We start from the raw sequence: 24,567 nt of genomic DNA on the forward strand, positions 1-24,567 counted from the left end.
GAGGGACGCATCATGACGCACGCACCGATCCGCTCGATCACGATCGTCGGCGGGGGTACCGCCGGCTGGATGGCGGCGACCTGGCTGGCGCGTCGCTTCGCGCATCTGCGGCTCGCCATCACCGTCGTCGAAAGTGCCGCGATCGGCACCGTCGGCGTCGGCGAGGCGACCGTACCGGCGATCCGCGACTTCCTCGCCGCGGTCGAGCTCGGCGAGGCCGACGTGCTGCGCGAGACCGAGGGGACGATCAAATACGGCATCCGCTTCCGTGACTGGCAGCGCGATGGCCACGACTTCTTCCACCCGTTCGGTCTATACGGCGTCGCCGCGCGTGGCGTGGCCTTCCACCATTACTGGCTCAAGCTCCGCCAGGCGGGCGACCCGATCCCGCTCGGTGCTTATTGCCTCGCCACCCAGCTGGCCGAGCGTGACCTGTTCCTGCCGCCCGCCGAGCGGCCCGCCAACGATCTCGGCGTGTTCAACTTCGCGCTCCATTTCGACGCGTCCAAATTCGCTGCGATGCTCAAGCGGCTCGCGCTCGCCAACCGCGTCCGCCACGTCGAGGGTCGGATCATCGAGGTGCTGCGCGACGGCGAGCGCGGCACCGTCGACGCGGTGCGGCTCGAGGACAGCACGCGCGTCGAGGGCGAGCTGTGGATCGACTGTTCGGGCTTCCGCAGCCTGTTGCTCGGCGAGGCGCTGGAGGTGCCGTACGTCGACTGGCGCCGCTGGCTGCCGTGCGACCGCGCGGTGGCGCTCCCGTGCCGCGCGTCGGGGCCGCACCGCCCGTTCACCACCGCGACGGCGCGACCGGCGGGGTGGCAGTGGCATATCCCGCTGCGCCACCGCACCGGCAACGGCTATGTCTATTGCTCCGACTTCACCAGCGACGACGCGGCCGAGGCGCTGCTGCGCGACAGCCTGGAGGGCGACGCGCTCGCCCCCGCCAACCGGCTGCGCTTCACCGCGGGGCATCGCGCGCGTTTGTGGGAGAAGAACGTCGTCGGGCTGGGGCTCGCCTCGGGCTTCCTCGAGCCGCTCGAATCGACCAGCATCTCGCTGATCCAGTCGGGGCTCGACCGGCTCGCGCCGCTGTTCCCCGACCAAGGCTTCGACCCGCGGCTGGCGGCGACCTACAACTGCCAGTCGGTGCTGGAGTTCGAGCGGATCCGCGACTTCCTGCTGCTGCACTATCTGCCGAACCGGCGTGAGGGCGAGCCTTTCTGGGACGCGATCCGCGCGGTGCCGCCGACCGACGGGCTCCAGGCCAAGCTCGACGCGTGGCGCGCCGCGGGCGAGTTCGTGCGGCGCGAGTGGGACACGTTCCAGGACGCGAGCTGGCTGAGCCTCTACGCCGGCTTCGACGACCTGCCTGCGCGCGCGTCGCCGATGGCGGACCAATATGACGTTGCGACGCTCACCGACAGCCTGACGCGGATGCGCGAGGCGATCGACGGCACGCTGCGGCGGGCCGAGCCGCACCAGGATTTCCTCCGCCGCGTCGCCGGCGGGGGGCAGTGACAGAGCGCCGCGGCGCGAACCGGAAAGAGAGACGATGGGGTCGAGCATGAGGCGGGCGGCATGGCTGCTGGCGGGGACCGGACTGGCGCTGGGCGGGGGCATTGCGGCGCGCGCCGACGTGCCGGGCAATGGCGGTCCGTACAACGTGCGCAGTCTCGCCGGCGGGATCGGGATCGCGCGCCCGCTCGCGCGCGCCGACGCGCTGGTCGCGGCGGGCGCGCCCTATACGCTGAGCGCCTGGGTCCGTCCCGACGCGGTGCAGGACGGCGCCGTCGCACTGATCGCGCTCGGCGCCGCGCCGGCGCAGCGCGCGCTGCTGCTCGACGGTGGCCGGCTGGTGCTGCGCGACGGGGAGGCGCTGGTCCGTGGGCCGGCGCTCGCCGCGGGCAAATGGGTCCATGTCGCGGCGGTCTCGGACGGCGCGCGCGCGACGCTCTATGTCGACGGGCGACGGGTCGGCGGAGGTGCGGCCCGCGCCACCGCGGTGACGCCCGTGATCGCGATCGCACCGCCGGCGGCGACGCATTTCGGCGGCCAGCTCGTCGGCGCGACGGCAGAGAGCGGCGCGACCGACGCGCGCGCGATCGCTGCCGCGGCGCGCGCACGTCCCGACTTCGACACGGTGCAGATGACCGAGATCGGCGTCGGCTGGCCGTTCCAGAAGAGCGCCAACATCGGCCTGACTGTCCAGCAGGACGCCTGGACGCTCCCCAAGTCGCGCGCCGACGCGACGACCCGGCCGGTCGCCAAGCCCGTGCCGCAGCGGCCGGTGGTGCAGCCGGTCGCCCCCGGCCATTGGCAGCTCAACGGCTGGCAGCTCGCTGCCGTGCCCGAGGTGACTGGCGACGGCGCGGCGCTGTCGCGGCCCGGCGCCGCCAAGGGTGACGCGTGGCGCCTCGCCACCGTGCCCGGCACCGTGCTCCAGACGCTGGTCGATCGCGGCGTCTATCCCGACCCTTATTACGGGCTGAACAACCTCCAGATTCCCGAGCGGCTTGCCAGACAGGATTATTGGTACCGCACGCGCTTCACCGTCCCGGCCGAGGCCGCGGGCAAAAGGCTGACGCTCGTCTTCGGCGGCATCAACTACGCCTCGGAGGTCTGGGCCAATGGCGAGCGGCTCGGCGCCACGCGCGGCGCCTTCATCCGCGGCCAGTTCGCCTACACGCCGGTGGCGGGCGAGAATGTCGTGGCCGTGCGCGTCTCCCCGCCGCCGCACCCTGGCATCCCGCACGAACAGTCGGTCACCGGCGGCGTCGGCGAGAACGGCGGCCAGCTCGCGATCGACGGACCCACCTTCGTCGCGACCGAGGGCTGGGACTGGATCCCCGGCGTCCGCGACCGCAACACCGGCATCTGGCGCCCGGTCGAGCTGGTCGCGACCGGTGCGGTGAAGATCGGCGACCCGCATGTCGTCACCGATCTGCCGCTGCCGCGCATCGACAGCGCGGACGTCTATGTCACCGTGCCGCTCGACAATGCCGGCGCCGCCGCGCCGGTGACCGTGCGCGTCGCCTTCGGCGGCGTCACGGTCGAGCGGCAGGTCACCGCCGCGCCGGGGCACAGCGAGGTCGCCTTCACCCCGCGCGACTTCCCGCAGCTGCGCGTCGCCAACCCGCAGCTGTGGTGGCCCAACGGCTATGGCGCGCCGCACCTCTACGACGTCACTTATCAGGTGAGCGACGCCGCGGGCGTGTCCGACCTGCGCAAGGGTCGCTTCGGCATCCGCGAGGTGAGCTACGACCTGTCGCTGTTCGATCCCGCCGGGGCGCTCCGCCGCGTCAACGTCCAGACCACTGACGGCGCGCTCGCGGGCACCAAGCTGATCGACGTGCGCCACGCCGCGATCAAGGAATCGCCGCGCGGCTGGGCCGAGTCGCTCACCGCCGCGGGCGCGACCTCCAAGGCGGTGACGCCGATCGCCGAAACCCTGCCCGAGCCGCACCTCACGCTGCGCGTCAACGGCGTGCGCATCGCCGCGCGCGGCGGCAACTGGGGGATGGACGATGCGATGAAGCGGGTGAGCTACGACTGGCTCAAGCCGTTCTTCCGGCTCCAGCGCGAGGCGCACATGAACGTCATCCGCAACTGGATGGGCAACAACGACGAGGAGGAGTTCTTCGATCTCGCCGACGAGAACGGCATGATGGTGCTCAACGATTTCTGGCAGTCGACGCAAAACTTCCAGGTCGAGCCCGACGATCCCTCGCTGTTCCTCGCCAATGCGCGCGACACGATCGCGCGCTACCGCAACCATCCCTCGATCGTGCTGTGGTTCGGCCGCAACGAGGGCGTGCCCTATCCGACGCTCAACGAGGGGCTCGATCAGGCGGTGTTCGAGCTGGACGGGACGCGCTGGTTCACCGGCAGCTCGAACGTGGTCAACCTGCAGGGCTCGGGACCGTATAACTACCGCCCGCCGGTCGGCTATTTCACTGATCTCGCCACCGGCTTCTCGGTCGAGACCGGGACGCCCTCGCTGTCGACCGCGGAGTCGATCGCCAGCTACGTGCCCGCCGCGGATCGCTGGCCGCTCGGCGACGTGCTCGCCTATCACGACTGGCATTTCAGCGGGAACGGCGACACCAAGACGTTCATGGCGACGCTCGACCGGATGTTCGGCGCGGGCACCAGCTTCGCCGACTTCGAGCGCAAGGCGCAAATGATGAACCTCGAGACGCACAAAGCGATGTACGAGGGGTTCCTCGGCCATCTCTGGAGCAAGAACTCGGGCCGGCTGCTGTGGATGACGCATCCCGCCTGGCCGTCGAACGCGTGGCAGATCTACTCCTGGGACTATGACACGCACGCGGCTTACTATGGCGCGAAGAAGGCGACCGAGCCGCTCCACGTCCAGCTCAATCTGCCGGGCAACGAGCTGGTGGTGCTCAACACCACCCAGGCGGCCGCGCCCGGGCTGACCGCGCGCGTGCGGGTCGTCGGGCTCGATAACCGGGAGCTGTTCGCGCGCGAGGACCGCGTCGACGCCGCGGCCAATGCGGCGACCACGCTGGCGGCGGTGCCGCTCGACCGGCTCTTCGCCGAGCATCCGATGGTGCTGGTCAAGCTGGTGCTTGCGGACGCGGCGGGGAAGACGATGTCGGAGAACTTCTACTGGCGCGGCCGCGACGAGGGTGCCTATCGCGCGCTCAACGATCTCGCGCCGGTCGCGCTGGCGACATCGGTAGAGAGTGCGGCGGAGGGCGAGGACCGCATCGTGCGCGTGACGCTGAGCAACGACGGTGCCGTGCCCGCGCTCAATGCCAAGCTGACGCTGGTCGACACCGCGGGCAAGCGCGTGCTGCCCGCCTATTACGACGACAATTATATCGCGCTGCTGCCGGGCGAGAAGAAGGTGATCGCGATCCGCTATCCCGCGAGTGGCGGCCGCGCGGCGGCGGTGACGCTGTCGGGGTGGAACGTCCGCGAGAGCAAGGTGGCGGTGAAGTGAGGCGCGCGCTGTTCGCCGCGCTGGCGCTGGCGGCGGAGCCGCTTGGAGTGACGGCAGTCGGTGCCGACCTTCGCGCGCTAAGCGATGGTCACTTCGCTGGCCTCTCCCGTCATCCCGGATTTGGTCCGGGATCCATGGTGCCGCGCACTCATCGGCCGGCGAGCGTGAGGATGGATGGATCCCGGAACAAGTCCGGGATGACGGCCGTGGGAGTGGATAGCGTCTCCTCCGTTCACGCCGACAATGTGTTCCTGCGGACGCAGGAACCCAGGGCCACAAACGCCGGCGCACGTGACCCGGGGCTCCTGCGTCCGCAGGAGCACGGCGCTGCCCCGGTCGCGCGCACCAGCCTCGGCAGCGTGCGCGGCACCAGCGCGGGCGGACACCTTGTCTTCCGCGGTCTCCCCTATGCCGCGCCGCCGCTCGGCCCGGGCCGCTTCGCCCCGCCGGCACCGCCCGCGCGCTGGCCGGGCGTCCGCGACGCCGCGGCGCCGGCCGCGGCCTGCACCCAGCAGGATTACGCCTGGAACCGCGCCGATTACCTCCACCAGTCGGAGGACTGCCTGACGCTCGACATCGGCACCGAGGCGCTCACCGGCCGTCGCCCCGTCCTCGTCTGGATCCACGGCGGCGCCAATTACGCCGGCTCGCCCGGCGACATGGCCGAGTCGCCGATTGTCGCGCGCGGCATCGTCATGGTCGGCGTACGCTACCGGCTCGGCGCACTCGGCTTCCTTCACCACCGTAGCGCCGGCGGCGGCAATCTGGCGACGCAGGATCAGATCGCGGCGTTGCGCTGGGTCCGCGAGAATATCGCGCGCTTCGGCGGCGATCCCGACCGGGTGACGATCGCGGGCGAGAGCGCGGGCGCGCAGGACGTCGGGCTGCTCGTCGCTGCCCCGGCCGCGCGGGGGCTGTTCCGCCGCGCCATTATGGAGAGCGGTACGCCCGGATTCGGCCTGCCGTGGCGCTCGCGCGAGGAGGCGCTGCGGCTCGGCGATCAGGTCGACGACGCGCTCGGCGCGCGTGGTGACGCCGCCGCGGTGCGGTCGGTCGCGGCCTGGCCGCTGCTTGTCGCGGGCGAGACGACGCACGACCAGCTGCTTACCGATGACACCTACCGCTGGCTGCGCACCACCGTCGACGGCACCGTCTTCCCCGCGGCGCCCGACCGGCTGCTCGCCGCGGCGCCGGGGGTCGACGTGCTGATCGGCACCAACCGGATCGAGCTCGACCTGCCCGGCGGGCACACCCGCCGCGACGCTTTCGTCGCGCTGAGCTATCCCGGCCACGAGGCGGAGGCGCGGCGCTTCTACCGGCTCGACCAGCCCGAGCCGCGCGCCGACCCGGCCGACCGCGCCGGCACGCGCGACCAGCGCATCGCCACCGACGCGACCTTCCGCTGTCCGGCGCAGCGCTTCGCCACGACGATGCGGCAGCGCGGCGGCAAGGTGTGGCGGTACCTCTTCGACGGCAGCGCCACCGGCGCGCCGACGCGGCACGCGCTCGAGATCCCGTTCATCTACGCCGACCAGCCGCTCGGCCAGCTCCACCTGATCGACTATTGGGCCAATTTCGTGAAGACGGGCGACCCCAACGGCGCCGGCCTGCCGAGCTGGCCTGCGGCGGACGCGGCGCAGACCTATTTGACGCTCGACGCCGCCGGCGTGCGCGCCGCCGTGCCACCCGCCGAGGACGTGTGCCGCTTGGGAGGCTCGCTGTGATCGATCGACGCGCCGCACTGCTGGGAGTCGCCGGCGGGATCGCCGCCGGGGCACTCGCCACCCCCGCCGCCGCGGCGGACGAGGCGGCCGAGCGCCGGCTCCACGAGGACTGGCCATGGCTCGGCCGCTACGCCGCGGACAACCGCCGGCTGATCGAGGCGCGCGCCAAGGTCGGCATCGTCTTCCTCGGCGATTCGATCACCGAGGGCTGGGGCAGCAAGCGGCCGGGCTTCTTCACGCCGGGGCGCGTGAACCGCGGCATCGGCGGGCAGACCACGCCGCAGATGGTGCTGCGCATGATGGCCGACGTGGTGGCGCTGCGCCCACGCGCGCTCCACCTGATGGCGGGTACCAACGACATCGCCGGCAACACCGGCGCGATGACGCCGCAGCAGACGCGCGACAACGTCACCGCGATGATCCAGCTCGCGCGCGCCAACCGGATCGAGGTGCTGCTCGGCTCGATCCCGCCCGCGGCCAATTTCCCGTGGCGCCCGGGGCTGGAGACGGTGGCGCCGATTCGCGCCTTTAACGCCTGGGCGCGCGAGGCCGCGCCGCGGCTCGGCGCACGCTTCGTCGATTACACGCCCGTGCTGGCGGATGCGGCGGGCGGGATGAGGGCGGGGCTGGCCTATGATGGCGTTCACCCGACCGAGCGCGGCTATGACGCGATGGCGACGGTGATCGAGTCGGTGTTGCGCGGGATGAAGCTGTAGCAAGGTGTCGAGCCCAGCGTGCTCCCGCGAACGCGGGAGCTCAGGGTCACTAGCGCTACGCTTGGCCGCTCTGTGCTCCTGCAGGCGCAGGAACACGAGACAGCGGAGCCCCTCTTACTTCTCGTCGCGGCGCGAGTTGGCGAACAGCACCGCCGCCGCCACCGCAGCCGAGCCGATCCCCGCCGCCAGCCAGGTCTTGCCGCCCTGCCAGCGGCGGTCGCGGCTTTTCTGCGCCGCCTTGCCGGCGCCGGCTTCCTCGTGCGCCTTGGCGGCGGCCACTTCGGCGAGGATCTCGTTGGGTTGGTCGCTCATCGGGTCTCTCCTTTGCCCGCGCCATAACGCGCGCGGAACGCATTGGCGAACGTCGCCAGCACGCCCTGCGCGATCGCCGCGCGCAGGTCCGCCATCAACGCCTCATAGAAGGCGATGTTGTGCTCGGTCATCAACATCGCGCCGAGAATCTCGCCGCTGCGCACCAGATGGTGGAGGTAGGCGCGGGTCCAGGTGGCGCACACCGCGCAGGCGCAGTCGGGATCGAGCGGCGCCTGGTCCTCGTTGAAGCGGGCGTTGCGGATGTTGATCGGCCCGTCGCGCGTGAACGCCTGCCCGGTGCGCCCGGAGCGGGTCGGCATCACGCAGTCGAACATGTCGACTCCGCGCTCGACCGCGCCGACGATGTCGTCGGGCTTGCCCACGCCCATCAGATAGCGCGGCTTGTCGACGGGCAGCTGCGCCGGCGCATAGTCGAGGCAGCCGAACATCGCCGCCTGCCCCTCGCCCACCGCGAGCCCGCCGATCGCGTAGCCGTCGAAGCCGATGTCGACGAGCGCCTCGGCCGAGGCGCGGCGCAGCCCCTCGTCGAGCGCGCCTTGCTGGATGCCGAAGATCGCGTTGTGCTCGGCATGTGCGCCGCCCGAGTCGAAGGCGTCGCGGCTGCGCCTTGCCCAGCGCATCGAGCGCTCCATCGCTGCGGCCTGTACCTCGCGCGTCGAGGTGGTGGGGACCAGCTCGTCGAACGCCATCACGATGTTCGAGCCGAGCAGCCGCTGGATCTCGATCGAACGCTCGGCGGTGATCAGGTGGCGCGTGCCGTCGAGGTGCGAGGCGAAGGCGACGCCCTCCTCCGAGCGCTTGGTCAGATCGGCGAGGCTCATCACCTGATAGCCGCCCGAATCGGTCAGGATCGGCCGCTCCCAGCCCATGAAGGCGTGGAGCCCGCCGAGCCGCGCCACCCGCTCGGCGCCAGGCCGGAGCATGAGGTGGTAGGTGTTGCCCAAGATGATGTCGGCGCCGGCGCGTTCGACGTCGGCGGGCTTCATCGCCTTCACCGTCGCGGCGGTGCCGACCGGCATGAACGCCGGGGTGCGGATGTCGCCACGCTCCATCCGGATCGTGCCGGTGCGCGCGGCGCCGTCAGTGGCGTGGATCGCGAAGGCGAAGCGGGGGGCGGCGCTCATCGCGCGCGCTCCGCCTCGGGCGCGTCGCCGTCACCCGGCGGCGCACCACCGCGGTCCCGGTTCCTGTCGCGGTCCTTGTTCTTGCCGCGACCGTCCGTGCGCTGCTGCTCCTTGGCGTCCTCCTTCTTCGGCGGCCGGCGCCCCGCGGTGGGGCCCTGCGCATCGACCGGCATGGTGCGATAGGTCAGCAGCTCGGCGCGGCTGACGAGATGGTCGCCGTCGCGGTCGTAGCGCGCGAACAGGCGGGAGAAATGGTTCTCCAGCTCGTCGAGCGTGATCGCATCGTCATCGTCGCGGTCGACCTCATACGGGCTCGGCAGCGCGTGCTGGTCGCCGAGGAAGCGCTTGGCCCAGTCGGAGAAAGCGAGATAGCGCAGCTTGCCGGTCTTGGCGGTGTCGATCGCCTCGAACGAGCGGCGCACGCCTTCCTCCAGCTCGGTGCGGTCAACCATCGCATCGCCGTTCGAGTCGAAGGTGGCGATCATCATCGCCACCGGCTCGGCGACCAGCGTGGCGGGGGTCTGCGGCGCGGCGGGCAGCGGGGCGCGGACGGTCACCGTCTCGCCCTCCTGCTGCGGGAGCGGCGCGGGCGCGGCGGCGAGGAGCAGGGCGAACGCGAACATGCCGTCGTCCGTGGCAGAAGCAGCGCGACGGGCCAAGGGGGCGATCGTGGTGCGTTCGGGCGGCAACGCCTCGTTGCCGCGGCGACGCTCCCCGGCGTTCCCGTTCCCCAGCGCAGGCCGGAGGTCAGGTGGGGAATGGCGGTGAGACCCACCTCCCGCGTCGCATCAGCGCCCTAGCCTATGCCGGGGAATCAGGCCGGGACGGTCGCTGCATGCCCCTTGTTTGCGCCGTGCCGGCTCGGCTAAGCGCCGCGCGCGCCACGGGGGGAGCGGAGTTCGACATGGGGGCCAGACCACTCTGCCGCGCCGTGCTGCTCGGGTGGCTGGCGTTCGCCGCGTTGCCCGCGCGCGCCCAGGACGAGCGGCCGACCGGTTACCCGCGCTCCGCCAACGAGCGCCGCGACCGCGCGGTGACCTGGTCCGCGGTCTATACTGCGGAGATCGCAGCCGATGTCGCGGGCGGACGGGCGCGCGGCGCGCGCTATCTCGACAATCTCGACCTTCAGGCCGCGCTCGATCTGCACCGGTTGATCGGCTGGCGGGGTGCGCGCGCCTTCGGCTATGTCATCCGCGACAACGGCACCAGCCTCTCGGCGCTGAGCGGCGACTCGCAGGGCGTGTCGAACATCGAGACACCGGTGGCCACCACGCGGCTGTTCGAGGCTTGGGTCGAGCAGGACATCGGCGCTCATGCCTCGGTGAAGGCGGGGCTGTACAATCTGAACGCCGAGTTCGACACGACGGTCAGCGGCGGTCTGTTCCGGCTCTCGTCACACGGCATCGGCCCCGAGCTGGCGCAATCGGGGCGACGCGGGCCGTCGATCTTCCCGGTGACGTCGCTCGCGCTGCGCGGCGAGGTCGGGCTGGGGCCGCACTGGCTGGTTCATGCCGCGGTGCTCGACGGGGTGCCCGGCGATCCCGACCGCCCCGCCGCCACCGCAATCAAGCTGCGTCGCAGCGATGGCGTGCTGCTGGCGGGTGAAGTGGCGTGGCTCGACGCCGCCACCAAGGTGGCGCTCGGCAGCTGGCGCTATACCGCCCGCTTCCCGCGGATCGGCGCGCCGGACGGGCCGGACGCGCGCGGCAGGGGCAATGGCGGCGTCTATGTCTTCGCCGAGCGCCAGCTGATCGGCGAGTCGCGCGGCGGGGCCGGCGTCAGCGGGTGGCTGCGCTACGGCATCGCGGACGCGCGGTACAATGCGGTCGCCGGCTATCTCGGCGGCGGCGTGGTGCGCACGGGAACGTTCCAAGGGCACGACGACGATCAGTTCGGCCTGTCGTTCGCCTGTGCCTGGTTCGGCGAGCGCCACCGCCTCGCGGAGGCGACCGGCGCGCGCGAGCTGGTGGTGGAGGGCGCGTATCGCTGGACCGCGGCGTCCTGGCTCAGCGTCCAGCCTGATGCGCAATGGGTGATCAATCCCGCCGGGCGCCGCGACGTGCCCGATGCGCTGGTGCTCGCGCTGCGGGTGAAGGTCGGGCAGTGAGGCGTGCCGGCGCCGGCAGCAAAAGCGTTGCGTTCGGCCGGTGTGCTTCATAATGTCTGAGTAATCGGGAGAGGGTGCGTGCCATTACGAGCGCCGCGCCGATAACGGGAGGATAGGATGAAGGCACGTTTGTACGCGCTCACCAGCGCGCTGGTGCTGGCTGTTGCCGCACCGCTGCCCAGCAGCGCGCAGGATGCGGCGTCGTCGCCCGCCGCCTCGGCCAAGCCGGCCACCGCGACGATCCACGGCGACCAGCCCGGGCCGACGTACGATCGCCGCATCTTCACCCAGTTCGCCGAGCATCTCGGCAACGGCATCTACGGCGGCCTGTGGGTCGGCAACGACCGCAAGATCCCCAACACGCGCGGCTTCCGCAACGACGTGGTCGGCGCGCTCAAGGACCTGGGCGTGCCCGTGATCCGCTGGCCGGGCGGCTGTTTCGCTGACGAATATCATTGGCGGGAGGGGATCGGCGCGAAGAACAAGCGTCCGATCAAGATCAACACGCACTGGGGCGGTGTCACCGAGCCCAACAGCGTCGGCACGCACGAGTTCATGGACCTGACCGAGCAGGTCGGCGCCGAGATCTACATCTCGGGCAACGTCGGCAACGGCAGCCCGCAGGAAATGGCGGAGTGGGTGGAATATATCACCTCGCCGGCCGGCTCGCTCGCCGACGAGCGCGCCAAGAACGGCCACAAGGCGGCGTGGAAGCTGCCCTATTTCGGCATCGGCAACGAGCTGTGGGGCTGCGGCGGCAACATGAAGGCGGAATATGCCGCCGACGTCACGCGGCGCTACGCCACCTTTGTCAAGGCGCCCGCGGGCACCAAGATCGTCAAGATCGCCTCGGGCGCGAACGGCGACGATTATAACTGGACCGAGGTGATGATGCGCGAGGCGGGCGAGCAGCTCGACGGCCTCTCGCTCCATTATTACACCGTGCCGGGCGGCGGCGGGTGGCCGCCGCGCGCGTCCGCGACCGAGTTCGACGAGGCGGGCTGGGCCGACACGCTCGCCAAGACGTGGAAGATGGAGGAACTGGTCACGCGTCACAGCGCGATCATGGACAAATACGACCCGAAGAAGCGCGTTTTCCTGGCGGTCGATGAATGGGGTACCTGGTACGCGCAGGATCCCGGCACGCACCCCGGCTTCCTGCGCCAGCAGAACAGCCTGCGCGACGCGCTGGTCGCCGCGATCAACCTCAACATCTTCGCCAAGCATGCCGATCGCGTGAAGATGAGCGCGATCGCGCAGATGGTGAACGTGCTCCAGGCGATGATCCTCACCGACGGCAACAAGATGGTGCTGACGCCGACCTACCATGTGTTCAAGATGTACAAGCCGTACATGGACGGCACGGTGCTGCCGATCGAGCTCACCTCGCCGTGGTACAACAAGGACCAATATGTCGTCCCGGCGGTGAGTGCCTCGGCGGTGCGCGACAAGGCCGGGGTGGTGCACGTCGCGCTCGCCAACGCCGATCCGAACCGTGTGATCACGGTGCAGGCCGCGCTCTCCGGGCTCACTGCCAGCGGCGTGACCGGGCAGGTGCTCACCGCCTCGGCGATCAACGCGGTCAACACCTTCGACCAGCCCAACGCGGTCGCCCCCGCCGCTTTCACCGGGGCGCAGCTGGCGAACGGGCAGCTGAACGTGACGCTGCCGGCCAAGTCGGTCGTGATGCTGACGCTGCAATGAGCGCGAGCGGCGCGGACCTGGTCTCGCGCCGCCGCCTGCTGGCGGCGGGCGCCCTGCTCGCCGCTGGCCCCGCGGTGGCGCGGGCGCGGCGCGACGGCGGCGACGCGCCGGCGCGCGTGATCGTCAACCCGCTGGTGCGCCAGCGTGCCGACGCGCAGGTGTTCCGTCACACCGACGGCTGGTATTACATGACCGGCTCGGTGCCCGAATATGACCGGCTGGTGCTGCGCCGCGCGCGCACGCTCGCCGGGCTGTCGGGCGCGGCGGAACGTGTGCTGTGGCGCCACCAGAAGAGCGGCGCGATGTCGGGCTTCCTCTGGGCGCCCGAGCTGCACCTGATCGACGGCCGATGGATCATGTATTTCGCCGCGGGCCCAAGCGGCGGCGGCGAGGACGTGTTCCGCATCCGCACCTATGCGATCGTGTGCGACGGTGCGGATCCGATGACCGGCGGCTGGACCGTGCTCGGCCAGCTCGAGACGCCATGGGACACGTTCAACCTCGACTCGACCAGCTTCGTCCATCGCGGCCGGCGCTATCTCGCCTGGGCGCAGCGCGAGCCCGGCATCGAGACCAACTCGAATCTCTATCTCGCCCCGCTCAAGACGCCGCTGACGCTCGCCGCCGCGCCGGCGCGGCTGTCGGTGCCGGAGCTCGACTGGGAGGTGCAGGGCTTCAAGGTCAATGAGGCACCCGCACTGCTGGCGCGCCATGGCCGCCTGTTCCTGACCTATTCGGCGAGCGCGACCGACGCGCGCTATTGCCTGGGCATGCTCACCGCGCGCGCCGATGCCAACCTGATGGACCCGCGCAGCTGGTCCAAGTCGCCGCGGCCGGTGCTCAAGAGCTCGCCGGCGCATCATATCTACGGGCCGGGGCACAACAGCTTTACCGTCGACGAGCGCGGCCGCGACATGCTGGTGTTCCACGCGCGCGACTATGCCACGATCACGGGCGACCCGCTGTTCGACCCCAACCGCCACACCCGCGTCCAGCCGATCCGCTATGCCGCGGACGGCACGCCGCTGTTCGATCCGCCGGTCGCCAACGGGCCGCTGGCGCGGGGGTGAGCGCCGCGGGAGCTTGAGCCGACGGGCGGCCGGCCATGTCCAAGGGCTTCATCTGTCGGAGTAAAAGCGATGGCGCATTAGTTCTAGCAAAGCTCCTCTGTAAGGCAGTGCTATCGCCTCTGTTTGGTCGTCGGGCGGTGGCGTTGCGAACGTGTTCCGTCATCCCGGGCGTGTCCCGGGATCCATCGTGCCGCGTACGCCCACGTCCCGGCGTTGGCGGCGCCATCGATCCCGGCGCGGGGCCGGGAGGACGGCGGCGGGTAGGGCAGGTGTTGGTCGAAGCGCCAGCGGCGAGGGCCGTTCCATTGCCGCCGTGAATCTAGCCGACGACTGTTGTCGTCAGCGCAGAAACGTCAGCTTCGCGACCACGGGAAAATGGTCCGATGGCCACACGCCGCCCGGACGCTCCGTCACCACCGTCGTCCCGCGCGCGCGGGCGCCATCAAGGAAGATATAGTCGATCCGCTTCTCCGCCACGCCGGTGAAGTCGTGGAAGGTCTCGCCTCCCGGGCGATCACTCCAGGCGTCGTGCATCGACGCGGCCAACCGGCGATAGGCGTCGCTGTCGGGCGTGGTGTTGAAATCACCCGTCAACACTACCGGCAGACCGGGCGCGATCGTCGGGATGCGCGCGAGCAGCACCGCCGCGGCGCGGTCGCGCGCGACGGCGTCGACGTCGCGGTGCGGCAGGTGCGTGTTGACCAGCAGAAAGCGCCGCGACGGATCGCGCTTGAGTTCGAACTCGCCCCAGGTCGCCATGCGCGGCAGGTCGGTGCCCCAGCTCTGGCTGCCGACCACCTCGGGCGTGTCGGATAGCCAGAAGTCGCCCTGGCGGCGCAGCGTCAGCCGGTCGGCACGGTACAGGATGCCCATATGCTCATTGGCGTGCCCGCCCATCCGGTCGCGCCCGAACCAGCGATAGGCGGGCAGCGCGGTGACGATGTCGTCACCCTGGCGCTGGAGCAGCTCCTGTGTGCCGATCACGTCGGGGTGCACGTGACGCAGCATCGCGACCGCGGCGGGGCGACGCGACGGCCATGGCTGCGGCCCGTCATCCGCGGCGTAGCGGACGTTGTAGGTCATCACCTTGAGCGATGGCGCGCAGGCGGAAGCCAACGCGGCGAGCGCGAGCAGTGCGGCGCGTCGGGCGATGATGCGATGGCGTGCGGTCATGGTGGAGCTCCCTCGCCCGGGGGATGCGCGAGCGCGGCGCGGCGGGCAAGCCCGGCGCGAGAGGGCGCGGCGGCGCTCGGAGGCTGAAAGAAGAACGGCCCGCCCGGCGAGGCCGGGCGGGCCGTCTACATCATCGTGATCGACGAACGATCAGCTCGACGAGGAGAGATTCACCGCGGCGTACTTGCCGCGCCGATCGACCTCGATCTCGAACTGCAGCCGGTCGCCCTCGTTGAGCGTCGGCATGCCCGCACGCTCGACCGCCGAGATATGGACAAAGGCGTCGGGCTGGCCATCGTCGCGCTGGATGAAGCCGAAGCCCTTCATCGCGTTGAAGAACTTCACCGTGCCCGTGGCCTTCTCGCCGGTCAGCTGGCGCTGCGGAGCGCCGCCGCCGCTGCGTGCGCCGCCCGGCGCACCACCGAAGCCACCCTCGCGCGGGGGCGCGCGATCGGTCACCGGCATCGGCTCGCCCTCGATCTTGAGGTCGGTCGCCGAGATGCGGCCGCCACGATCCACCAGCGTGAAGCCGAGCGGCTGACCCTCGGCCAGACCGGTCAGGCCGGCCTGCTCCACCGCGGAGATGTGAACAAACACGTCCTCGCCGCCGTCATCGCGCACCACGAAGCCGAAGCCCTTCTGCGCGTTGAAGAACTTGACGACGCCCGTGCCCTCGCCGACGACCTGGGGGGGCATGCCGCGGCCGCCGCCGAAGCCGCCACCACCGCCGCCGCCGAACCCACCGCCGCCGCCGCCGAAGCCGCGACCACCGCCGCCGCCGCCGCCGAACCCGCCGCCGCCGCCGCCAAAGCCGCGGTTGCCACCGCCGCCGCCGAAGCCGCCGCGATCCTCGTAACCGAAGCCGCCGCCACCGAAGCCGCCGCCACCGCCGCCGAAATCGTCACCGCCGCCGAAACCGTCGCGCTTGTCGCGCCCACGCCCGCCGCGATTGCCGCGGCCGCCCTTGTCGTAACCCATAACCCTGTTCGTCTTCCCGGTCCGCCCGAACATTCTCAACGAGACCACGCGCAGGACGGCGAACGCGGTTCCCCAGGCGCAGGTCCTACTGCGCCGCATCACCTGTCATAGCCTATCAAACAAGCCCCGTCGAATCGTTGTGCACGTCTTTTCTTTGCCGAAGTGCCAGCAACTTGCTGCTCACCGCACGATAGCCACTGTCCGTCGCAGCGCTTGATCAAGGTTCGCGTTGAGCCGGCGCCGCCGGGTCGCTAGAGCCGGCCGCATGACTGTTCATTTCCACGAGGAAGACCTGCCCGGCGACGTGTTCGCCCCGGGCGCCGCGATCGCGGTCGACACCGAGACGATGGGGCTGATCACCCCGCGCGACCGGCTGTGCCTGGTGCAATTGTCCGACGGCGAGGGCGACGAGCATCTCGTCCGCTTCAATCCCGGCAGCGATTATGCCGCACCGGTGCTGCGCGCGGTGCTGGCCGATCTCGCGCGCGTGAAGCTCTACCATTTCGCGCGCTTCGACCTCGCCGCGATCCGCCACTATCTCGGCGTGGTGGCGGCGCCGGTCTATTGCACCAAGACCGCGTCGCGGCTGGTGCGGACCTATACCGACCGGCACGGGCTGAAGGAGCTGGTGCGCGAACTGCTCGGCCAGGACATCTCCAAGCAGCAGCAATCGTCCGACTGGGGCGGCCCCGAACTGAGCGATGCGCAGCGCGACTATGCCGCCTCGGACGTGCGCTTCCTCCACCGGCTGCGCGCCGAGCTCGACCGCCGGCTCGCGCGCGAGGGCCGCACCGCGCTGGCGCAGGCGTGTTTCGACTTCCTCCCTGCGCGCGCCGAGCTCGATCTCGCCGGCTGGCCCGAGGTGGATATCTTCGCGCATGTCTGAGGTGGCGCTGCGCACGCGCTCGGAGCGGCAGCGCTGGGCACAGCCCGGCGGGCGGCACGATCGCCTGATCGCCACCGCCAACCGCGTGCTGCCGCTGTCGATCGGTGTGCTGTTCGCCTTCCTCGTGATGGCGCCGCTGACGATGGGCGGCGACGCCTCGTTCGTGCTCGACAAGAACCGCGTCGAGGTGGCGCACGAGCGACTCAAGATCCAGCAGGCGCGCTATCGCGGCACCGACACCAAGGGCCAGCCGTTCGCGCTCACCGCCGGCTCGGCACTCCAGAAGAGCTCGGCCGAGCCGATCGTCGGGATTCGCGATCTTGCCGCTGCGATCCGGCTGTCGGACGGGCCCGCGGAGATGACCGCGCCGACCGGACGCTACGACATGGACAGCGAGCAGGTCCAGGTCGACGGCCCCATCAAGGTGCGCGGCCCGAACAATTACGCGCTGGACACCAACGACGCGGTGGTGGATCTCAAGTCGCGCAAGCTGCGCTCCACCGCGGCGGTGACCGGCACGGTGCGGCAGGGTACGTTCAGCGGCGATACGATGCGCGCCGACCTGGAGGCGCGCACCGTCACGCTTGACGGCAATGCGCGCTTGCGGATCGACCCGAGAAAATAGAAAGAGCGCTTGATGTTGCGCCCTCTCGCCCCGGTCGCCCCCCGAGCCCCGCTGCTCGCCACGGGGCTCGTTCCGCTGCTCGCGCTGCTGCTCGCGGGCGGTGCGGCCGCGCAGACGCGCCACAACAGCGCCGCGCCGATCGACTTCGGCGCCGATCACATCGAGCTGCAGGACCGTGCCAATCGCGCGGTGCTCGCCGGGCACGTCAACGTGCGTCAGGCCGAGATGACGCTTACCGCGGCGCGGATGACCGTGGCATACACCGGACAGGTCGAGAACGGGAACCCGCAGGTGTCGCGGCTCGACGCCTCGGGCGGGGTGACGGTGACGCGCCCCGACCAGACCGCGCGGAGCAACTTCGCGGTCTATGACCTCAACCGTCGCGTCATCACGATGCTGGGCGCGGTGCGGCTGACGCAGGCGGGCAATACCGTCAACGGCGGCCGGCTGACGATCAACCTCGACACCGGGCGCGCGGTGATCGACGGCTCGTCCGTGGCGGGCGGCGGCAGCGGCGGCGCGGGCAACGTCACCCAGGCGCCGAGCGGGCGCGTCACGGGGACCTTCTCGGTACCGAAGCGGAACTGAGCGGGGCGAGCGCGTCCTTCGGAGACGCTGCGAGACTGCCGTCATCCCGGACATGATCCGGGAGCGCCGCTCGGCAGGAGCAGCGCTGGCGAGACTCGTGGCACCATCGATCCCGGACGAAGTCCGGGATGCCGCGAGGGGCGTGCCGCATCCGGCCGCCCGGCATCGTTCACGGGTGAGGCCCGTGGGCCCTGCGCCTCGTACCGCGAGCACCCCAGCGCTCCCCCTCTACTTCACCCCCGCCCACGCACCGCTCGCCACGTGCCCCCTTCAAACACGCGCGCCGATCGGGCATGCACGTTCCCTGCCAACCGGCGCGCCGTTAGCGATCCGGTAACCCTGTTATGCGAGGCCTGACGGCGATGGACAGCGTCACCACCCAGCTCGACCGCGACGCGCTCGATCATGTCGCGCCGATCCACGAGGCGCCGGTGCAGAGTGGGCTCCAAGTGGTGTCGATCGCCAAGAGCTATGACAAACGCGTCGTGCTCACCGACGTGTCGGTGTCGGTCGGCCATGGCGAGGTGATCGGGCTGCTCGGGCCGAACGGCGCGGGCAAGACGACGTGCTTCTACTCGGTGATGGGGCTGGTGAAGCCCGACTCGGGCCGGATCATGCTCGACGGCGACGATATCACCGGCCTGCCGATGTACCGCCGCGCCATCCTCGGCCTTGGCTATCTGCCGCAGGAGACCTCGATCTTTCGCGGGCTGACGATCGAGAAGAACATCCTTACCGTGCTCGAGCTGGCCGAGCCCGACGCCGCCGCGCGCGCCGAGAAGCTGGAGACGCTGCTCGCCGACTTCGGCCTCACCCGGCTGCGCGACGCGCCCGCCATGGCGCTGTCGGGCGGCGAGCGGCGCCGCGCCGAGATCGCCCGCGCGCTCGCGGCCGACCCCTCGATCATGCTGCTCGACGAGCCGTTCGCCGGCATCGATCCGATCTCGATCGCGGACATTCGCGACCTGGTGTGCCAGCTCAAGGAGCGCGGCATCGGCGTGCTGATCACCGACCACAACGTGCGCGAGACGCTGGATATCGTTGATCGCGGCTACATCATCTACGACGGCAAGGTGCTGTTCACCGGCAGCCCCGAGGAGCTGGTGCGCGACGAGAACGTCCGCCGCCTCTATCTGGGCGAGAGCTTCACACTGTAATGCCGATGCGCCGCGGACCCGTGATCCCGTGAGCCTCGCCCCGCGCCTCGACCTGCGCCAGTCGCAGTCGCTGGTGATGACGCCGCAGCTCCAGCAGGCGATCAAGCTGCTGGCGCTGAGCAACCTCGAGATCGAGGGCGTCATCGCCGAGGAACTCGAGCGCAACCCGCTGCTCGACGCGACGTCCCCGGCCGAGGACGCCCCCACCGCCGCCGCCCCGGCCGCCGACGCGCCGCGCGACGAGCCCGCCGGCGCCGACGAGCTGGTGATGGCGGGTGCGGCCGCGGGCGAATCGCTCGACGTCGACATCGCCGCCGAGCGGTTCGACGACGGGCCGAGCGAATCGGCGGCGGAGCGCGTCGGCGACATCGGCAGCGGCAGCGCCGCGAGCGGCAGCGGCGAGGCGATCGACTTCGACTCGTTCGCCGACACCAGCGAGAGCCTCGCCGACGTGCTGCTGGCGCAGGCCGGCGCCACCTTCGACGACGCCGATTTGTTCATCGCGCGCGCGCTGATCGACCAGATCGACGAGGCCGGCTATCTCAGCGCCGACCTGAACGACGTCGCGCAGCGGCTCGGCGTTCCGCTCGCGCGCGTCGAGGCGGTGCTCGTCGCAATACAGCGGTTCGATCCCACCGGCGTGGGCGCGCGCGACCTCGCCGAATGTCTCGCCATCCAGGCGCGCGACGCCGACCGCTACGACCCGATGATGGCGCGGTTGCTCGACCATCTCGACCTGCTCGCGCGCGGCGAACTGGCGCGGCTCAAGAAGATCTGCCGCGCCGACGACGAGGATATGGCGGACATGATCCGCGAGCTGCGCGGCTATGATCCCAAGCCCGGCTTCCGCTACGGCGGCGACGCGCCCGCGCCGGTGATCCCCGATCTCACCGTCACGCGCGCGCGCGGCGGCTGGGCGATCGAGCTCAACGCCGCGACGCTGCCGCGCGTGCTGGTCAACAAGAGCTATTACAGCGAACTGGCGGGCGGCGCGCAGGATCGCGCGGGCAAGACCTGGCTCGCCGAGAAGCTCGCCAGCGCCAACTGGCTGGTCAAGGCGCTCGACCAGCGCCAGCGCACCATCATCCGGGTCGCCACCGAGATCGTGCGCCAGCAGGAAGCCTTCTTCCTCCACGGCGTCGCGCACCTGCGCCCGCTGACGCTGCGCCAGGTGGCGGACGCGATCGAGCTGCACGAATCGACCGTCAGCCGCGTCACCAGCAACAAATATCTCAGCTGCGCGCGCGGTCTGTTCGAGCTGAAGTATTTCTTCACCTCGGCGATCGCGGCGGCGGACGGTGGTGACGCGGTCTCGGCCGAGGCGGTGAAGAGCGCCATCCGCGCACTGATCGCGGGCGAGGGCGACACGATCCTGTCCGACGACACGCTGGTGGAGCTGCTCAACGCCAAGGGCTTCGGGATCGCGCGACGGACGGTCGCGAAATATCGCGAGGCGATGGGGATCGGCAGCTCGGTGCAGCGCCGCCGCGCCCGCGCGTTGCAGCGCGCCTGACCGATGCGACGCGCGCGAACCTCCTCGCCGCGCAAGAAAAGCTTGGATCACCTACTCGTTCGGTGGGGTATCATTGTTGCCTCGGCACAGGCGGAGGGAGGCGAGCGATGAGCGGAGCGACGGCTGGTAGCGTCACGGACCGGGTGGGGCAGGGCTCCGCGATCACCGACGCGGTCACCGCACTGCGCGGCGCGCGCGACACCTGGCGTGCGGACCATCCGTCCGCGGAAGCGCGCACCTTCCCCTCGCGCGCGGCGCTGGAGCGCGTGGTGGAGACGCTCGCCGCCGCGCTCTTCCCGCGCCGGCTCGGCCAGTATCGCGGCGGCGCGGTCGAGGAGGACGGCTTCGTCGCCGCCAAACTGCTCGCCGCCGCGACCGAGCTGGAGCGCGAGATCGGCGCCGAGCTGGCCTATTGGCAGGCGGAGGCGCGCAGCGGCGCGTTCGATCCCGAGCAGCCCGCGACGATCGTGCGGCTGTTCCTCGCCACGCTCGGCGAGGTGCGGCGGCTGATCGACAGCGACGTCGCCGCCGCCTTCCTCGGTGACCCCGCGGCGCGCAGCGCGGACGAGATCCTGGTCTGCTATCCCGGCGCGATCGCCAGTCTCCACCACCGTATCGCGCACCCGCTCTACCAGCTCGGCGCGCCGATCACCGCGCGGCTGATCTCGGAGATCGCCAACGAGCGTACCGGCGTCGACATCCATCCCGGCGCGACGATCGGCGCGCATTTCTTCATCGATCATGGCACCGGCGTGGTCATCGGCGAGACCGCGATCATCGGCGAGCGCGTGCGGCTGTACCAGCACGTCACGCTCGGCGCGCGCACCCCGCTGGCGGACGCGTCGGACCACCCGCGCGAGCGCTATGCGCGCCATCCGATCGTCGAGGACGATGTGGTGATCTATGCCGGCGCGACGATCCTCGGCCGCGTCACGATCGGGCGCGGCGCGATGATCGGCGGCAACGTCTGGCTGCTCGAGGACGTGCCGGCGGGGCGCACCGTGGCGCAGCCGGTCGCGCGCGTGCTGGCGCCCGCCGATGGCGAGCGCTGGCGCGACGGATTGGCGGGAGACTGAACATGGCGTCGCGGCGGCCGCTGATCGGGGTGTTGTGCTGCAACGAGGTGGCGCATCGCCCCGTACAGGCGGTGGCGAGCCGCTTCGTCCAGCCGCTGGCGGCGGTGTCGGGCGCGACCGTGCTGCTGGTCCCCGCGCTGACCGGCGCCAACGACGCTGCCGCGCTCGCCGCACCGCTCGACGGGCTGCTGTTGACGGGCTCGCGCTCGCACGTCGCGCCCGAGCGCTACGGCGGCACGCTTACATTGCCGCCCGAGGCGCTCGACCGCGCGCGTGACGAGGTGGCGCTGTCGTTGGCGGACGCGATGATCGCGGCGGGCAAGCCGGTGTTCGGCATCTGTCGCGGCTTGCAGGAGATCAACGTGCTGTTCGGCGGCTCGCTCTCGGCCGACCCGTGCTGTGGCCGCCATCTGCGCGGTGGCAGCTGGGCGCAACGCGACTATGCCGAGCTGTTCACGCTGCGTCACGACGTCAGCCTCGCGCCCGAGGGCCGGCTGGCGCGCGCGACGGGCGAGCGGCAGCTGACCGTCCACTCGGTCCACGAGCAGGCGATCGACCGGCTCGGCGGGGGCTTGCGCGTCGAGGCGCGGTCGAGCGACGATGGGGTGATCGAGGCGGTCGCGGCGCCCGGCTGCGGCGCCGAGGTGCTGGCGGTGCAATGGCATCCGGAGTGGGACGTCGAGTCGAGCGCGGGCAGCCGCGCCTTCTTCGCGCTGATCGGCGCGGCGCTGCGCGGCGAAGGCGAGCGGGTGCATTGAGGCCGGGCGCGGCGGCGCGGGCAAGGGCGCGGCGGCCGCTCCCGCGCGAGAGGCGATGGGCGCCGCCACCGCCACTGCCGTCACGCTGAACTCGTTTCAGGATCCATGGTCCCGCGGGCGAACTGGCTGGTTGAACAAGCGGTGCGGTGGATCCTGAACCAAGTTCAGGATGACTAAGGAGGGCGGGGCAGCGCCGGAGCTACGCTTGCGCCCCGCGCGCGGAGCGAGAAAGCGCGTGTGGGAACGCCCGCCGCGCTCTACGCCGACATCATGGCGATCGGGGAGGTTGAGTGAGGAATTCAATGGCAGCGCTGCTCGGCGCGACGATGATGGTGGCGGTGCCGGCGAGCGCCGCCCCGACGCAGGGCAGTGCCGACGCGACGCTGCGCGCGCTCTACACCGACGAATATGCGTGGCGGCAGCAGCAGCTCGCCGCGGACGAGGACAGTCGCCGCGAGGCGCGCGCGCATCTGCCCGACGTCGGCCCGGCGGCGCAGGCGGTGCGGCTGAGGCGATGGGAGGACACCGCGGCGCGGCTGCGCCGGATTCGCCTTGCCGATCTCTCGCCGGCCGAGCAGGTGAACTACGCGGTCTATCGTCAGCAGGTCGAGGCGCTCCTCAACGAGCAACGCTTCCGCGACTATGAAAAGCCGCTCACCGCCGACACCAGCTTCTGGGGCGATGTCGCCGCCGCCGCGCGCGACCCGCTCGCGACCGAGCAGGACTATCGCGCCTATCTCTCGATGCTGCGCGAGCTGCCGCGCTACTTCGACCAGCAGATCGCCAATATGCGCGCCGGGCTCAAGCGCGGCTTCACCCCGCCCAAGGTGACGCTGACGGGGCGCGACATCGGCGTGGCGCAGGTGGCCGAGGCCACGTCGACCGCGGACAATCCTTTCTACGCGCCCTTCGTGACCATGCCGAAGCAGATCCCGGCGGCGACCCAGGCGGCGCTGCGCCGTGAGGGCGAGGCGGCGATCCGCGATGCGGTGGTGCCGGCGCACCGCCGCTTGCTCGCCTTTCTGCGCACGGACTATTTTCCCGGCGCGCGCACCACGCTTGCGGCCGCGGACCTTCCCGACGGCAAGGCCTATTATCAGTCCAAGGTGGGGGAATATACGACGCTGCCGCAGACGCCCGAGCAGATCCACGCGATCGGGCTCGCCGAGATCGCCCAGATCCGCGCGCGCATGCTCGAGGTGATGGCGCAGGTGAAGTTCCAGGGCGATCTGCCCGCGTTCCTCACCTTCCTGCGCACCGATCCGCGCTTCTACGCCAAGACGCCGCAGCAACTGCTCGATCGCGCGGCGTGGATCGCCAAGACGTTCGACGGCAAGGCCGAGCGCTATTTCGGCCGGCTGCCGCGCAGCCGCTTCGCGATCCGCCCGGTGCCCGCCGATGTCGCGCCCTTCTACACCGCTGGTCGCGGTGGCCCCGGCGTGTATCTGGTCAACACCTACGATCTGCCCGCGCGCGCGCTCTACGCACTGCCCGCGCTGACGCTGCACGAGAGCGCGCCCGGGCATGCCTTCCAGATGCCGCTCGCGGCGGAGAACAAGGATCTGCCGCGGTTCCGTCGCGACACCTATCTGTCGGTCTATGGCGAGGGCTGGGCGCTCTATTGCGAGACGCTGGGCGAGGAGATGGGGATGTATGAGACTTCCTACGATCTGTTCGGCATGCTCAGCTATCAGGCATGGCGCGCATCGCGACTGGTGGTCGACACCGGCATCCATGCGATGGGCTGGAGCCGCGAGCGCGCGCAGACCTATCTGCGCGATAACACCGCCTTGTCCGATCATGAGGTGACGACCGAGGTGGATCGCTACATCTCCTGGCCCGGGCAGGCGCTGAGCTACTACACCGGCCAGCTCGCGATCCGCCGCGCGCGTGCGCGCGCGGAAGCGGCACTCGGGCCGAGGTTCAACATCAAGGCCTTCCACGACGCGGTGCTCGCGCTCGGTTCGGTGCCCGTGGCGGAGATCGACCGGCGCGTCGATCGCCTCATCAAGGACGGCGGGCGCGGCCCCTATCCCGACGAGGAATGACGCGGTTGCTTATGC

General features: G+C 70.8%; 19 protein-coding genes and 1 pseudogene. 15 read left to right on the plus strand and 5 right to left on the minus strand.

The window, feature by feature from the left end; translation table 11 throughout:
- Positions 1 to 12 precede the first annotated feature (12 nt).
- The 4 genes from ACMGDM_RS07710 (at position 13) to ACMGDM_RS07725 (ending at position 7,412) form a co-directional block, all read left to right on the plus strand.
- Positions 13 to 1,521, plus strand: a complete 1,509-nt coding sequence (locus tag ACMGDM_RS07710; RefSeq protein ID WP_436803501.1) for a tryptophan halogenase family protein — start codon at positions 13 to 15, stop codon at positions 1,519 to 1,521.
- A gap of 46 nt (positions 1,522 to 1,567) precedes the next feature.
- A complete protein-coding gene (locus ACMGDM_RS07715; RefSeq protein ID WP_436803502.1) occupies positions 1,568 to 4,972 on the plus strand; it encodes a glycosyl hydrolase 2 galactose-binding domain-containing protein in 3,405 nt (1,134 codons plus the stop codon).
- A gap of 206 nt (positions 4,973 to 5,178) precedes the next feature.
- On the plus strand, positions 5,179 to 6,696 hold the full coding sequence (locus ACMGDM_RS07720; RefSeq protein ID WP_436803503.1) for a carboxylesterase/lipase family protein: 1,518 nt from the start codon (positions 5,179 to 5,181) through the stop codon (positions 6,694 to 6,696).
- Positions 6,693 to 7,412, plus strand: coding sequence for a GDSL-type esterase/lipase family protein (locus ACMGDM_RS07725; RefSeq protein WP_436803504.1), 720 nt, complete (start codon positions 6,693 to 6,695; stop codon positions 7,410 to 7,412). Before ACMGDM_RS07720 ends, ACMGDM_RS07725 begins: the two co-directional genes overlap by 4 nt.
- A 114-nt stretch (positions 7,413 to 7,526) precedes the next feature.
- On the opposite strand, the gene ACMGDM_RS07730 is transcribed toward ACMGDM_RS07725, so the two are convergent.
- Genes ACMGDM_RS07730 through ACMGDM_RS07740 form a run of 3 tightly spaced genes read right to left on the minus strand, consistent with a single transcriptional unit; the run spans position 7,527 to position 9,492 of the window.
- Positions 7,527 to 7,724: a hypothetical protein gene (locus ACMGDM_RS07730; protein WP_219748636.1), complete on the minus strand. Its 198-nt coding sequence runs from the start codon at positions 7,722 to 7,724 to the stop codon at positions 7,527 to 7,529.
- A complete protein-coding gene (gene tgt, locus ACMGDM_RS07735; RefSeq protein WP_436803505.1) occupies positions 7,721 to 8,869 on the minus strand; it encodes a tRNA guanosine(34) transglycosylase Tgt in 1,149 nt (382 codons plus the stop codon). Before tgt ends, ACMGDM_RS07730 begins: the two co-directional genes overlap by 4 nt.
- Positions 8,866 to 9,492, minus strand: coding sequence for an EF-hand domain-containing protein (locus ACMGDM_RS07740; protein ID WP_436803506.1), 627 nt, complete (start codon positions 9,490 to 9,492; stop codon positions 8,866 to 8,868). Before ACMGDM_RS07740 ends, tgt begins: the two co-directional genes overlap by 4 nt.
- A 281-nt stretch (positions 9,493 to 9,773) precedes the next feature.
- Between ACMGDM_RS07740 and ACMGDM_RS07745 the strand changes: the two genes are divergently transcribed.
- The 3 genes and pseudogenes from ACMGDM_RS07745 to ACMGDM_RS07755 all read left to right on the plus strand — a co-directional run.
- Positions 9,774 to 10,976, plus strand: a complete 1,203-nt coding sequence (locus tag ACMGDM_RS07745) for a carbohydrate porin (RefSeq protein WP_436803507.1) — start codon at positions 9,774 to 9,776, stop codon at positions 10,974 to 10,976.
- Positions 10,977 to 11,093: 117 nt separating this feature from the next.
- On the plus strand, positions 11,094 to 12,680 hold the full coding sequence (locus tag ACMGDM_RS07750; protein WP_436803508.1) for an alpha-N-arabinofuranosidase: 1,587 nt from the start codon (positions 11,094 to 11,096) through the stop codon (positions 12,678 to 12,680).
- Positions 12,677 to 13,738 (plus strand): annotated as a pseudogene (locus ACMGDM_RS07755) (glycoside hydrolase family 43 protein); the annotation flags it as partial. The gene ACMGDM_RS07750 and the pseudogene ACMGDM_RS07755, both read left to right, overlap by 4 nt.
- 351 nt (positions 13,739 to 14,089) lie before the next feature.
- Here the strand turns inward: ACMGDM_RS07755 and ACMGDM_RS07760 are convergent.
- The gene (locus tag ACMGDM_RS07760; RefSeq protein ID WP_436803509.1) at positions 14,090 to 14,923 is read right to left on the minus strand and encodes an endonuclease/exonuclease/phosphatase family protein; all 834 of its coding nucleotides are present in this window, start codon (positions 14,921 to 14,923) and stop codon (positions 14,090 to 14,092) included.
- Between the two features lie 150 nt (positions 14,924 to 15,073).
- Positions 15,074 to 15,901 (minus strand): cold-shock protein, encoded by an 828-nt coding sequence (locus ACMGDM_RS07765; RefSeq protein ID WP_436803510.1) that lies wholly within the window; start codon positions 15,899 to 15,901, stop codon positions 15,074 to 15,076.
- A gap of 265 nt (positions 15,902 to 16,166) precedes the next feature.
- Between ACMGDM_RS07765 and ACMGDM_RS07770 the strand changes: the two genes are divergently transcribed.
- The 8 genes from ACMGDM_RS07770 to ACMGDM_RS07805 all read left to right on the plus strand — a co-directional run bounded on the left by ACMGDM_RS07770 (position 16,167) and on the right by ACMGDM_RS07805 (position 24,552).
- Positions 16,167 to 16,787, plus strand: a complete 621-nt coding sequence (locus ACMGDM_RS07770) for a ribonuclease D (RefSeq protein WP_436803511.1) — start codon at positions 16,167 to 16,169, stop codon at positions 16,785 to 16,787.
- Positions 16,780 to 17,412, plus strand: coding sequence for an LPS export ABC transporter periplasmic protein LptC (gene lptC / locus ACMGDM_RS07775; RefSeq protein ID WP_436803512.1), 633 nt, complete (start codon positions 16,780 to 16,782; stop codon positions 17,410 to 17,412). The genes ACMGDM_RS07770 and lptC overlap by 8 nt, the downstream gene beginning before the upstream one ends.
- A gap of 12 nt (positions 17,413 to 17,424) precedes the next feature.
- Positions 17,425 to 18,000: an LptA/OstA family protein gene (locus ACMGDM_RS07780; protein WP_436803513.1), complete on the plus strand. Its 576-nt coding sequence runs from the start codon at positions 17,425 to 17,427 to the stop codon at positions 17,998 to 18,000.
- A gap of 362 nt (positions 18,001 to 18,362) precedes the next feature.
- Complete coding sequence (lptB, locus tag ACMGDM_RS07785) at positions 18,363 to 19,157, plus strand: LPS export ABC transporter ATP-binding protein (protein ID WP_436803646.1); 795 nt, start codon at positions 18,363 to 18,365, stop codon at positions 19,155 to 19,157.
- Positions 19,158 to 19,185: 28 nt separating this feature from the next.
- Complete coding sequence (rpoN, locus tag ACMGDM_RS07790) at positions 19,186 to 20,670, plus strand: RNA polymerase factor sigma-54 (RefSeq protein ID WP_436803514.1); 1,485 nt, start codon at positions 19,186 to 19,188, stop codon at positions 20,668 to 20,670.
- Positions 20,671 to 20,777: 107 nt separating this feature from the next.
- Positions 20,778 to 21,746 carry a serine O-acetyltransferase EpsC gene (gene epsC, locus ACMGDM_RS07795; protein WP_436803515.1) on the plus strand — a complete coding sequence of 323 codons (969 nt, stop codon included), beginning with the start codon at positions 20,778 to 20,780 and terminating at the stop codon, positions 21,744 to 21,746.
- Between the two features lie 2 nt (positions 21,747 to 21,748).
- Complete coding sequence (locus tag ACMGDM_RS07800; protein WP_436803516.1) at positions 21,749 to 22,504, plus strand: gamma-glutamyl-gamma-aminobutyrate hydrolase family protein; 756 nt, start codon at positions 21,749 to 21,751, stop codon at positions 22,502 to 22,504.
- A 302-nt stretch (positions 22,505 to 22,806) separates the two neighbouring features.
- Complete coding sequence (locus ACMGDM_RS07805; RefSeq protein ID WP_436803517.1) at positions 22,807 to 24,552, plus strand: DUF885 domain-containing protein; 1,746 nt, start codon at positions 22,807 to 22,809, stop codon at positions 24,550 to 24,552.
- The last annotated feature ends 15 nt before the right edge of the window (positions 24,553 to 24,567 follow it).

Source organism: Sphingomonas larreae (assembly GCF_051400595.1).
Classification (GTDB): domain Bacteria; phylum Pseudomonadota; class Alphaproteobacteria; order Sphingomonadales; family Sphingomonadaceae; genus Sphingomonas.